Here is an 11,916-nt window from a genome sequence, read left to right as displayed (position 1 = left end):
CCGTGAACCCCGACAATCCCGTCGTCCAGCTCTGCTCGCAGGGCATGCGGGCCGAGGCCGAAGGCCGGGACGACGACGCGCGCGAGCACTTCCAGCAGGCCTGGGAACTCGCCACCGACGACTACGAGGCCAGCATCGCCGCCCACTACCTCGCCCGGCACCAGCCGTCTCCCGAGCGGGCGCTGCACTGGAACCGGGAGAGCCTGGCCCGCGCGGAGCGGGTCGCCGACGAGCGGGTGGCCGGGTTCTTCACCTCGCTGCACCTGAACCTGGCGAAGTCCTACCGCGACCTCGACCAGCACGACCGGGCGCAGGAGCACTTCGCGCTGGCCGCCCGGCACATCGGCGACGTCCCGCCCGGCCAGTACGCGGACTGGACCCGGTTCGCCATCGCCGAAGGGCTGCGCCCGGTCAACCCCGCCGCCGAGCTGATCGACGACCTGATCGCGGAGTTCTGCGCCCGTCGCGACCTGAAAGCGCTCGCCCTCGTGCTGCCCGCGCGGCTCGGCGATCTCGGCACCGACGACGACCGCGCGCGCCTGCGCACCGCCCTGCACATGCTGCACGCCGCTCGCTGGCTGCCCGCCGCCGAGCAGGACTCGCTCGGCCGGGCGATCACCGCGCTGACCCCGGCCTGACCGGCCACTGTGGACGGAGTGGTCAGTCGCCGGGCCGGTCCCGGCCCTTCCACTTCGGCCGGACCCGGTCGTCCGAGGCGCTCGACGACCGCTCGGCGGCGGGCGAGGCCGGCAGGCGCAGCAGATCCGGTTCCTCCGACCGGTCCTCGAAGAGCCGGTCGTGCGCCACGATGTTGCTGGGCAGCCGGACGTAGGCCACCGTGCCCTCGCCCGACGCCTCGCGCAGTTCCACCTTGATGCCGCGGCGGGAGGCCAGCACGGCCACCACGAACAGGCCGAGGCGGGAATCGCCGCGCAGCGTGATGTCCTCGAACTTCGGCTTGCTGGCCAGCAGGACGTTGGCCTCGTCGCGCTCGGCCGGGCGCATGCCCATGCCCGCGTCCTCGATCCGCACCAGCACACCGCCGCGCGTGGTGTCGCCGCAGTAGACGTGCACCTGCGACTCCGGCGCGGAGAACGACGTGGCGTTGTCCATCAGCTCGGCCAGCAGGTGGATCACGTCGCCCACCGCCGCGCCGACCACCGAGAGATCCGGCGCCCGGTGCACCTGGATGCGGTCGAAGTGCTCGGTCTCGGCGACCGCCGCGCGCACCACGTCGGCCAGCCGCACCGGCTTGCGCCACTTGCGCCCCGCCTGCACCCCGGCCAGCACCACCAGGTTCTCGGCGTTGCGGCGGGCGCGGGTGGCCAGGTGGTCCAGCTCGAACAGCCCGGCCAGCCGCTCCGGGTGCTCCTCGTTGCGCTCCATCCGGTCGAGCACCTTCAGCTGGCGGTGCACCAGGCCCTGGTTGCGGTGCGCGATGCCGAGGAAGACCTTGTTGAACCCGGCCTTGGCGTGGTTCTCCTGCACCGCGGCGGCCACCGCCGTGTGGTGCGCGGTGTTGAACGCGTCGGCGACCTGGCCGATCTCGTCGGTGCCGTAGTCCAGCGGCGCGAGCTCGGCCTCGACGTCGACCTGCTCGCCGCGCTCCAGCCGGGCCATGATGTCCGGCAGGCGCTCGTGGGCGAGCCGCAGCGTGTCGTCGCTCAGGCTCGCCAACCGGGAGACCAGCGTCCGGTCCACCAGGCCGCGGGCGACGCGGGCCGCGAGCACGATGCTGACCAGCACGACCAGCAGCCCCACCAGGCTGATCGCCAGCACCTCCAGGAGCCGGCTGTTGCCGTTGTCCAAGCCGAGTTCGACGCCTTCGCGGGCCTGCTGCTGGGCGACCTCGATCAGCTTCTCCGAGACCTCGGCGGTGACCTGTCCCCACTCCACCGGATCCACCGGGGTCACGCCGGGCCGGGGCGGGCGTTCGATCAGCTCGTTCTCGAAGGAGACCAGCTTCCGCCAGGCCTCGCTCGTGGTGAGCTGCCGCAGGAGCGCGGCGCCGTTCGGCTCCATGACGGGAAGGTTCGTGTCGAGCCTGGCGTGGTAGGAGCCGACCAGGTGCGCGAACGCCACGTGATCGATGTCGCCGAACCCGCCACCGGCCAGCGCGGCGCTGCCCAGCGACGCGGCCTGCGACATCTGATCGGCCGCCCGCACCACCTCGCTGCCCGCAAGTCCGGCGTGGCTGGCGGCCAGGTCCGGCACGATCCGCGCCTGGGTGTCGAACAGGTCGGCCCAGGCGTCCAGCAGCCGGTTGTAGTAATCGAAGGTCTCCTGGCGCGAGATCGCGCCGGAATCCATCCCGGCCCGCCGCTCCGGGAGTTCGGCCAGCAACCCGTCCAGCGTCCGGACCTGACCGGCGATCGCCTGCGGCGAATCGTCGATCAGCCCGTCGAAGTTCGGCCGCGTCTCCGCGAGCGCCGCATCGGTCCGGGCGCGCTGGGCGGCCATGGCGGCCGGATCGCTGCCCGGGCGGCTGAAGCGCTCCAGCGCCATGCGGCGCTCCGCCTGCAGCTCGACCAGGCTCCGGCCCGCCGGGAGCGAGGCCTGCTGGACCCCGCGGGCGACCATCACGGCGTAGAAGCCTTCGTAGATCGTCAACGAGGAGAACCCGAGCCACAGGACCAGCAGGATCACGCTGGGCACCAAGCCGACGCGCGTCAGGCGGGCCCGGATCGTCTTGTACTCGCTCCCGGAACTGCTCGTCCGCGCCACAGTGCTCCGCAACCGTCGAACCGACCCAGTGTGCTCCCGCAGGGGTGCCCGCGCTGCCTTCAGCGGGATTCCACCACTTGGCCCAGTGCGGAGCGCCGATCGGCGGCGTCCCGCTCATGCAACCCTCGGCAGGATGTCCGCACCATAGCACAGGGTGATCGAACGGCTACGCGAATCCGGCTGCGGTACGAGGAAATCCGGTGCCGAGAACCTGTCGGCGAAGCCGTCCGCGCCTGTGCGAGCGGCGCCAGTCCCTCGCACAGGCCGACCACCCGCGGGTTCTGAGCGGTTTCCTGGTTTTCGTTCATACACCAGGAGAGGCACCCGCAGTCCGGGGAAGCGCTCAGATTCCGCCGAGCCACCACGCACGCAACTCGACCACCAACCGGCTTTCAGGAGTCGAAATGCGGTTCGGTGCTCAGCAGCGGCGTTAGATCTTCGCCCGGTGCGAGGTCTCGGGGATCGACGCCGCGGCTGAACAAGCGCGCGCCGGTGGTGCCGCCGAGCTCGGCGCGCTCGCCGCGCACGCGCAGCCAGGAACCCTCGCGGACGCCCAGCACCGGCACGTCGTTGTCCTCCAGGAACTCCGCGATCCGCTGCTCCCGGGTCTCGCCCATGTGCGTGCTGCCCGGGTCGGGATCCACGTAGTGCGGGTTGATCTGGAACGGCACCAGCCCGATCGCCTCGAACGACGGCGGCTGCACGATGGGCATGTCGTTGCTGGTGCGCAGGGTCGGGCAGGCCATGTTGGTGCCCGCGCTGGCCCCCATGTACGGCGTGCCGCCGCGCACCGCATCGCGCAGTGCGGCGACCAGGCCGAGCCGGTGCAGGGCGGCGAGCAGCCGGAACGTGTTGCCACCGCCGATGAACACCGCCTGCGCGTCCCGGACCGCGGCGACCGGGTCGGCCGACCGGTGGATGCCGTCGACGGTGATGCCGTGCGGCCCGACCGCGTTCTGCACGGTGGCGGTGTAGCCGTCGTGGTCCCGCTTGGCGAACGGCACGAACAGCAGCCGGTCCCGGCCGGCCAGCAGCTCGGTCACCGCGGGCATGGCGTGTTCGAGAAAACCGGTGCCGTGCTTCACCGAACTGGACAGCAGCAGCAGTTCCACGTCGCTCTCCTCCTGATCGACACCCGGTGTCATCCGTGATCCGACCGCGACTCCCCCACGATCCACAGTGGACCGGGGCAGTTCCGCCCGGCACGCGGCTCAGCGGCGGTAGTCCTCCTGGAGCTGGGTCCGGCGGACGATCCCCGCCAGCGCGCTGCTGACGACCGTGACGATCAGCGCGCCCCAGAACGCTGGCCAGAAGCCGTCCACGTGGAAGGGCAGGCCCAGCTGACCGGCCAGGTAGCTGGTCAGCCAGAACAGCAGCGCGTTGACCACCAGGCCGAACAGCCCGAGGGTGATCAGGTAGAGCAAGCAGCCCAGGGTCTTCGCGATGGGCTTGAGCACCACGTTGATCATGCCGAAGATCACCGACACCGCGAGCAGGGTGAGCACCTTGGCGGCGGTGTCCTCCCCGGACAGGTCGATGCCCGGCAGCGCGGTGGTGATCCACACCGCCACCATGGTGATCAGCAGCTGCAGCAGAACTGCCACGTCAGGTCCCCCTACGATTCGTCCGCGAGCGGCGCGAACCGCTCGCCCTGCTGTTGAGCACGTCCACCGCTCACCGCGGGTTCACCTCGCCCGCCCGCCGGCACGTGCTCGCCGCCGGCGGTTCCGCGATGCGAAACGACCACTGGAACTCCCTCCGGCGTCTCGACCATGAACGATCCCGACGCTACCTGGCTTCCGGGGGCCGCGCGCCGCTCCGGCGTCAGCGGAACAGGGTCGTCATCAGCTCGCGGACGTCGCCGCCCGCCTCGCCGTGCGCCTCGGCGAACCGGAAGACCAGGCCTTCCCGCAGGCCCCACGGGCAGATCTCCAGCTCGTCCACGCCGATGGTGCGCAGGATGAGCTCCGCCACGATCGCACCGGCCAGGATCCGGCGGGCGCGGCTGCGCGAAACGCCGGGCAGCGCCGCGCGCTGCGCCTGGTCGAGTTCGGCCAGCCGCGGGATCCAGGGGCGCAGCTTGGCGCGCGAGAGGCGGTCGGGGTGGCGGGCGAGGCGGTCCGGCGTGCTCTCGGTGAGCACCGCCAGCTGCCGCAGCACCTTCGACAGCGCCACCGGATGCCCCAGGTCGGTCTCGGCGAAGCGGCTCAGCGAGCGCGGGATGGTGCGCCGCACGGCCTCGACCAGTTCCTCGACCTGTTCCGGGCGCGGCGGGTCGTCCGGCAGGTACTGCCTGGTCAGCCGCACCGCACCGAAGGGCAGCGACACCACGTCGGTGGGCTCCAGGTCCAGCCCGGTGGCCACGTCGATGGTGCCGCCGCCGATGTCCACAGTGGTCATCGGCTGGCCGCAGCGCGCGTGCCAGCGCCGGGCCGCGTGGTAGGTGACGGCGGCTTCGTCGCGGGGGCTGAGCACGCCGATCCGCACTCCGGCGGCCTCGCTGAGCTCCTCGCGCAGCCGTGCGCCGTTCGCCGCGTCGCGCACCGCGGACGTGCCGAACGCGACCAGCGCGTCCGGCCGCTGGTCGGCGGCAGCGCGCACGCAGTGCTGCACCGCGCGCACCGCCAGCTCCACGCCGCGCTCGTCGACGACGCCGTCGACACCGGTGCGCTCGGCGAGGCGGGTGCGGGCCTTGACGCTCCAGTCCGCCCGCGGCATCCGGGACCGGCCGAGGTCGACGATCTCCAGGCGCGCAGCAGTGGAGCCGATGTCCAGCAGAGCGAGCTTCATGCCCGGCCCACCCGCGCACCACGCGGCCTGTTCGGCGCTTCGATGCGGTAGCGGGGCGACATGCTCCCATTGTCGGGGCCCGAACGTCCGGAAAAACGGCCAGAACGACCTTTTCCTGAGATTTCGGTCACACCCGCGCCGGGCGAGGCGATTCCCGCCGCCCCGTACTCGGCGGTAACCTCTCCGACGACCTCGGCGGCGTGGCCGGCTGGACAGCGCCGCTGCCGCAAACCGGAAGGGACGGCCGATGCGCATCGGGATGCCGCTGAACTACAGCGGGGGCTTCAAGGAAACCGTCGACGACCTGGCCACCTACGAGAAGGCCGGGCTGGACATCGTCTACGTCCCCGAGGCGTACTCGTTCGACGCGGTCAGCCAGATGGGCTTCATCGCCGCCCGCACCGAACGGCTGGAGATCGCCTCCGGCATCCTGCAGATCTACACCCGCACGCCCACCCTGACCGCGATGACCGCCGCGGGCATGGACTACGTCTCCGACGGCCGCTTCACGCTGGGCATCGGCGCGTCCGGGCCGCAGGTCATCGAGGGCTTCCACGGCGTGCCCTACCACGCCCCGCTGGGCCGCACCCGCGAGATCGTCGACATCTGCCGCCAGGTGTGGCGGCGGGAGAAGGTGGAGCACAGCGGCAAGCACTACTCGATCCCGCTGCCCGCCGAGCAGGGCACCGGGCTTGGCAAGCCGCTGAAGCTGATCAACCACCCGGTGCGCGAGCGCATCCCGATCATGATCGCCGCCATCGGCCCGAAGAACGTCGAGCTGGTCGCCGAGATCGCCGAGGCCTGGGAGCCGATCTTCTACCTGCCGGAGCGCGCGGGCGAGGTCTGGGGCGAGCCGCTGGCGGCGGGCAAGGCCAAGCGCGACGCGTCGCTGCCGCCGCTGGACGTGGTCGCCCAGGCGCCGCTGGCCATCGGCGAGGGCCTGGACGACCTGCTCGACTTCGTCCGCCCGCACGTGGCTCTCTACGTCGGCGGGATGGGCGCGAAGGGCAAGAACTTCTACAACAACCTGGCCCGCCGCTACGGCTACGAGGCCGAGGCGGAGCTGATCCAGGACCTCTACCTCAGCGGCCGCAAGGAGGAGGCGGCCGCGGCGGTGCCGCGCGACCTGCTGGAGAAGACCTCCCTGATCGGCCCGGAGAGCCACGTCAAGGAGCGGCTGGCCGCGCTGAAGGAATCGGGCGTGACCACCCTCAACGTCACCCCGATCGCCGGTGACTCCGCGACCCGCGCCAAGCTCATCGAGCAGGTCAAGCAGCTCGCCACCGACATCTGACCGGCTGGGGCGCCCGCCGACCGGGCGCCCCGGCGCAGTCGCCCTCCTCGGCCGTCGAGGCCGGGGGCGTCATCCGGCGTTGAGGACGCGGACCGGCTCTCCCCGCAGGTGCGCCGCGATGTTCTCGACGGTGTCGGTGTAGAAGGCCCGGTAGGTGTCCTCGGTGACGTAGCCCAGGTGCGGGGTGAGCACCGTGCGCGGCGTGGTGCGCCACGGGTCGTCCGCCGGGAGGGGCTCGTGGGCGAAGACATCGATGCCCGCACCGGCCAGCCGTCCCTCGTGCAGCGCGGCCCGCAGCGCGGCCTCGTCGACGATCGGCCCGCGCGAGGTGTTGATCAGGTAAGCGGTCGGGCGCATCAGCGCCAGCTCGGCGGCACCGACCAGGCCCCTGGTCCGGCGGCTGAGGACGGTGTGGATGGTCAGCACGTCGGAGGCGGCGAACAGCTCGTCCTTGTCCACCCGCCGCGCACCGGCCGCCGCCGCGGCTTCGGCGGTGAGGTTCTGGCTCCAGGCGATCACGTCCATGCCGAACGCCTTCCCGACGGCGGCGACCTGCGAGCCCAGCCGCCCCAGCCCGAGCACGCCCAGCGTCCGCCCCACGACCTCCAGGCCGACGCCGCGCTGCCAGCCGCCCTCCCGGATCGACCGGTCCTCCTCCGGGATCTTGCGCAGCAGCGCGAAGATCAGCCCCCAGGTCAGCTCGGCGGTCGGCGCCCACGCGCGCTCCGCGCCGGCTCCCCCGGTACCGGAGACGACGACGCCCAGCTCGCGCGCCGCGGCCATGTCGATCGACGCGTTGCGCATGCCGGTGGTGACCAGCAGCTTCAGGTTCGGCAGCGCCGCGAGCACCTCGCGCGGGAAGGCGGTGCGCTCGCGCATCGCGGCGACCACCTCGAAGGGTTCCAGCCTGCGCACCAGCTCCGCCCGGTCGGCGATGTGCTCGTGGAAGAACTCGACCTGCGCGGGCAGCGAATCCCAGTCCGCGTAGTCCCGCGCGACGCCCTGGTAGTCGTCCAGCACCGCAACCCGAATCGCCATGCCCCCGATCCTATGGGGCCGACCGGGCGGGGACACCCGTCTGATCGCGCCGCTCCCGCCGGAAGCGGGAAACTGGCGGGGTGACTTCGACGCTCCTGCACCTGCTGCCGCTGAGCACCTTCCAGGCCGACCGCGACTCGCCGATCCACGTCGCCAGCCTCCAGACGGACGGCTTCGTGCACTGCTCGCAGGACGTGCGCACCGCACTCGCCGTCGCCAACACCGTGTTCCGCCCGGCCACCGAGCCGATGATCGCGCTGGAGCTCGACCCGGCGAAGCTCTCCGCACCCGTGCGCTGGGAGCCCGCCAACCCCTCGCCGCCCTACAGCTTCTCCCCCGACCAGCTGTTCCCGCACGTCTACGGCCCGCTGGATCGCAGCGCGGTGATCGGCGTCCGCTACGCGCGGCGCGATCCGGCGGGCGACTTCGTCTCGCTGGAGACCCGCAACCGGACCGCCGAGGAGTTCGACCTGCTGCCGCACCCGTCGGGCGGCTGGCACCGGCGCACCTGGACCAGCCCGCAGGGCGGTTCGCGGCCGGTGGCCACGGCCGGCTACTTCCTGCTGCCGCCCGCCCAGCGCTCGGCCTGGCGATCGGTGGACTCCGACGTGCTCTGGCTGTGGCACCGGGGCGGCCCGCTGATCCTCCTGCTGGGCGGCGACGGGCCCGAGCCCGCCGAGCCCGAGCAGCGCGTGCTGGGCGCGGGCGCCGGCCAGTCGCCGCAGCTGGTCGTACCGGGCGGCGTCTGGTACCGGGCGCAGGCCGCCGCGACGGTCGAAACGCTCGTCAGCTGCGTTGCTTCGCCCGGCGCGGAACCGGTGTAGGCCGGTCGAAGGACCGTCGCGGGCCGGGCTTGCGCATGGCGCCGGGACCACCGGCCGGAACCCGGCGCGGCACCGGGATCGCGTATCGCCACCGGACCACCAGCAGGTTGGGCCGGACGACCTGGCGGTGCCTGCCCCCGGCGGGCGGGCGTCTGCCGAGCATCCGGTGCTCGACCCAGGACATCAGCAGCGGTGAGCCGAGGAGCGCACCCAGCCCGATCGTTGCGGCCAACGCGAATCCAGCCAGCGAGTTGATCACCGGCACCCACCCCCCGTGTGCGTAGCACCGGGCCACCTCGTTTTCGGCGACTGGCACGAGCGCGCCGACCGGCACCGCACCGGTGCGGGTGAACGGGGGCCCTTTGGACTCACCGTAGGACGGGCTGGTCGGGGCTGCTGGGCGCGTCCGGCCTGGTCGCCCGAACAGGTGATATCGGATGCGGATTCCTTGATCGGGCGAACCGCGTGGAACGGGCGCTACCATCGGATATCGGGAGTTCCGACCGCGTTTCAGCGGTGTGACCTGGCCCTCGACCGGGCAACCGAGCAGCAGCGGGGTGCGTGTTCGGCACCAGCCGCCCAATTCCGACGAGCGCAGTTCGCACCGGGGACGGACCGCGATCGAAGCACGGGGAGGTAATCGGGTCGTGAGGGGTTACGCCGTCCACCTGCTTTTCCACCTGCTGGCCATCGCGGCCGGTGCCGGCTGCGGCGCGGCGGGCGCGCTCTGGTGGTCCGGCGGCGAACCCACCGGCCTGTGGCTGGCGATCGGCGCCCTGATGATCGGGATCATCGTGCTAGTGCTGGAAGGGCTCTACATCAGCGCGAGCCAGCCGCCGCGCGCACCGGCCCCGCCCCCACAGTCGCGTCCGCGGATACCGGTCCCGCAGCGCCCGCGCGAGCGCACCCGGCCGGACCTCGAACCGGTCGCCGCGCCGTCGGAGACGCTGCTGCAACCGGCACCGGAAGACGCCTCGGTCGATCAAGAGACCAAGACCTCCGCGCTGGACGCCCTCAACTCGCTGAGCACAGCCGACCGGCCGAGCGCCAAGTCCTGAAAGCTGTTTCCGGCTCACCTTGCGTCGCGGTGCGAGCGCCGACGGCGGCTAACGCCTCTGGGGTTCAAGACAATGACCAAACCGGTCGCAGCAGGGCGAGCGCCAAGTCCTGGAGCTCCCGCGCAGATGGCCGCACCGCGTCGGCCACCTGGCCGCAAAGCACGCATGAACGGCTAGGCGCGCAACCTGATCGCACTCCGATACGTCTTACGACGCAAGATCAACGATCAGGAGTGCCACACGATGCCTACGCAGGACCATGCCGTCCTGGCCCGGGACGTGCGACGCCGGTTCGGCGCGGTGGAGGCCGTGCGCGGAATCGATCTCGACGTCCCCTACGGCGAGGTCACCGCCCTCGTCGGGCCGAACGGTGCGGGCAAGACGACGTTGCTGCTGATGCTGGCCACGCTGCTGGCGCCGGATTCCGGCGAGCTGCGGGTGGCGGGTTCCGACCCGGTCGCCGATCCGCTCGCGGTGCGCCGCAAGCTCGGCTGGATGCCCGACACCTTCGGCGTCTACGACCAGCTGACCACCCGCGAGTACCTGGCCTTCTTCGCCGACGCCTACCGGATGCCCGCCACCGAGTCCCGCGCCCGGGTCGCCGAGCTGCTCGCCCTGGTGCGCCTCGCCGGATTCGCCGACCAGCCGGTGCACGTGCTCTCACGAGGCCAGAAGCAGCGCCTCGCGCTGGCTCGCGCGCTGGTGCACCGGCCGTCGGTGCTGCTGCTCGACGAACCCGCTTCCGGGCTCGACCCGCGCTCCCGCGTGGAGCTGCGCGACCTGCTGCGCGCGCAGGCGGGCGAGGGCACCGCGGTGCTGGTGTCCAGCCACATCCTGAGCGAGCTGGCCGAGATCGCCGACCGGGTCGTGTTCATCAACGGCGGGCAGACCGCCGGGCAGCACCGGATGGACGAGCTCGACCACCGCGCCGCGTGGCGGGTGCGGGCGGTCGCCGGGGATCTGCCCGCCGCGCTGGCGCAGCGCGAGATCGCCCACACCGCGCACTCCGCGGGCATCGACGTGCAGGTCGAGTCCGAGCAGGCCGCGGCGGAGCTGCTCGCCCAGCTGATCGCCGACGGCGTGCGGGTGTCCAGCTTCGCCCCGGTCGGCAACCACCTGGAGTCCGCCTACCTGGCCTACACCGAGGAGCGCCGATGACCCTCAGCGGGATCAAGATCGTGGCCGCGCAGGAGTTCCGGGTGCGGCTGCGCACCGGCCGCTGGCGCTGGCTGCTGATCGCGTGGGTCGCCGTCATCGCGGCGTTCACCGGGCTGCTGCGGTACGGGCTGGGAGTCGCGCGGTCGACCTCCGACGTCGGCATGGACCACATCGGCCTGCCGATGTTCGGCAGCCTGATGCTGTTCGTGCTCGGGCTGGCGCTGCTGGTGGCCCCGGCGCTGGCGGCGCAGTCCGTCAACGGCGACCGGGAGCGCGGCACCCTCGCCACGGTGCAGGTCACGCCGCTGACGGCGTGGGAGATCACGCTCGGCAAGTTCGCGGCGTCCTGGACGACCGGGTTGGTCTTCCTGGTGCTGACCCTGCCGTTCGCGACGTGGGCGATCCTGGAGGGTGGCGTGGGCCCGCTGCGCGCCGTCGCGGTGATCGTGGTCGTCGCGCTGCTGATCGGCGTGATCTGCGCGATGGCGCAGGGCCTGTCGGCGCTGTTCGCGCGCGGGATCACCTCGACGCTGATGTCCTACCTGCTGGTGTTCGCGCTGACCGTCGGCACGGTGATCGTCTTCTTCCTGTCGCTGCCGCTGACCATGACGGAGAAGCACTACGCGATCGAGGGGCAGACCTACACCTCCGACGTGCCGCAGCCGGAGCTCGTGTGGTGGCTGATGGCACCGAACCCGTTCGTCATCCTGGGCGATGCGGCCCCGGCCCCGCCGATGCAGTACAACCCCTACACCGGCAAGGACGAACCGGTCGTCGAAGGGGACCCGCTCAGCGGCATCGGCCTGATGGCGCGCACCATGCGCTCGGACGTCGAGACCTACCGCCCCGACGCGCTGGCGTCGAGCCCCGCCGTGTGGCCCTACGGGCTCGGGTTCAACGTGCTGGCGGGCGGCGGAGCGCTGTGGCTGAGCGCGCGCCGGCTCCGCACTCCCGTGCACAAGCTGTCCCGCGGCGTGCGGATCGCCTGATCTCCCGGTGCGTGCGGTACCGGGCGGTACCGCACGCACCG

At 72.1% G+C, this 11,916-nt stretch carries 12 protein-coding genes; 6 read left to right on the top strand and 6 right to left on the bottom strand.

Annotated elements, in window-relative coordinates; genetic code table 11:
- Window positions 1-2: 2 nt before the first annotated feature.
- Window positions 3-638 carry a hypothetical protein gene (locus C4T78_RS16005; RefSeq protein WP_177247356.1) on the top strand — a complete coding sequence of 212 codons (636 nt, stop codon included), beginning with the start codon at window positions 3-5 and terminating at the stop codon, window positions 636-638.
- A gap of 22 nt (window positions 639-660) precedes the next feature.
- Here the strand turns inward: C4T78_RS16005 and C4T78_RS37320 are convergent, their stop codons facing one another.
- The 4 genes from C4T78_RS37320 to C4T78_RS15985 form a co-directional block, all read right to left on the bottom strand.
- On the bottom strand, window positions 661-2,724 hold the full coding sequence (locus C4T78_RS37320; RefSeq protein ID WP_093345446.1) for a sensor histidine kinase: 2,064 nt from the start codon (window positions 2,722-2,724) through the stop codon (window positions 661-663).
- A 392-nt stretch (window positions 2,725-3,116) separates the two neighbouring features.
- Window positions 3,117-3,869, bottom strand: coding sequence for a dipeptidase PepE (pepE, locus tag C4T78_RS15995; RefSeq protein WP_258958344.1), 753 nt, complete (start codon window positions 3,867-3,869; stop codon window positions 3,117-3,119).
- 66 nt (window positions 3,870-3,935) lie between these two features.
- Entirely contained in the window at window positions 3,936-4,328 is a 393-nt protein-coding gene (locus tag C4T78_RS15990) for a phage holin family protein (protein WP_093345444.1), read from the bottom strand.
- Window positions 4,329-4,548: 220 nt separating this feature from the next.
- Window positions 4,549-5,514 carry a Ppx/GppA phosphatase family protein gene (locus C4T78_RS15985; RefSeq protein ID WP_093345441.1) on the bottom strand — a complete coding sequence of 322 codons (966 nt, stop codon included), beginning with the start codon at window positions 5,512-5,514 and terminating at the stop codon, window positions 4,549-4,551.
- 247 nt (window positions 5,515-5,761) lie between these two features.
- On the opposite strand from C4T78_RS15985, the gene C4T78_RS15980 reads away from it, so the two are divergent.
- Window positions 5,762-6,808, top strand: a complete 1,047-nt coding sequence (locus tag C4T78_RS15980; RefSeq protein ID WP_093345439.1) for an LLM class F420-dependent oxidoreductase — start codon at window positions 5,762-5,764, stop codon at window positions 6,806-6,808.
- Window positions 6,809-6,877: 69 nt separating this feature from the next.
- Here the strand turns inward: C4T78_RS15980 and C4T78_RS15975 are convergent, their stop codons facing one another.
- Complete coding sequence (locus C4T78_RS15975; RefSeq protein ID WP_218161482.1) at window positions 6,878-7,840, bottom strand: D-2-hydroxyacid dehydrogenase family protein; 963 nt, start codon at window positions 7,838-7,840, stop codon at window positions 6,878-6,880.
- Between the two features lie 86 nt (window positions 7,841-7,926).
- On the opposite strand from C4T78_RS15975, the gene C4T78_RS15970 reads away from it, so the two are divergent.
- The gene (locus C4T78_RS15970) at window positions 7,927-8,670 is read left to right on the top strand and encodes a cupin domain-containing protein (protein ID WP_093345434.1); all 744 of its coding nucleotides are present in this window, start codon (window positions 7,927-7,929) and stop codon (window positions 8,668-8,670) included.
- On the opposite strand, the gene C4T78_RS15965 is transcribed toward C4T78_RS15970, so the two are convergent.
- Window positions 8,633-8,902 (bottom strand): hypothetical protein, encoded by a 270-nt coding sequence (locus C4T78_RS15965; protein ID WP_143185712.1) that lies wholly within the window; start codon window positions 8,900-8,902, stop codon window positions 8,633-8,635. The two genes, C4T78_RS15970 and C4T78_RS15965, sit on opposite strands and share 38 nt — an antisense overlap.
- Window positions 8,903-9,317: 415 nt before the next feature.
- Between C4T78_RS15965 and C4T78_RS15960 the strand changes: the two genes are divergently transcribed.
- From C4T78_RS15960 to C4T78_RS15950, 3 genes are all read left to right on the top strand, one after another.
- The gene (locus tag C4T78_RS15960; protein WP_093345429.1) at window positions 9,318-9,728 is read left to right on the top strand and encodes a hypothetical protein; all 411 of its coding nucleotides are present in this window, start codon (window positions 9,318-9,320) and stop codon (window positions 9,726-9,728) included.
- Between the two features lie 243 nt (window positions 9,729-9,971).
- Window positions 9,972-10,886: an ABC transporter ATP-binding protein gene (locus C4T78_RS15955; protein ID WP_093345427.1), complete on the top strand. Its 915-nt coding sequence runs from the start codon at window positions 9,972-9,974 to the stop codon at window positions 10,884-10,886.
- Complete coding sequence (locus C4T78_RS15950) at window positions 10,883-11,875, top strand: ABC transporter permease (protein ID WP_093345424.1); 993 nt, start codon at window positions 10,883-10,885, stop codon at window positions 11,873-11,875. Before C4T78_RS15955 ends, C4T78_RS15950 begins: the two co-directional genes overlap by 4 nt.
- Window positions 11,876-11,916: the final 41 nt, after the last annotated feature.

Origin of the sequence: Saccharopolyspora kobensis, from assembly GCF_900108315.1 — a bacterium.
GTDB classification, from domain to species: domain Bacteria; phylum Actinomycetota; class Actinomycetes; order Mycobacteriales; family Pseudonocardiaceae; genus Saccharopolyspora; species Saccharopolyspora kobensis.
This window is presented reverse-complemented; position numbering and strand designations above follow the sequence as displayed.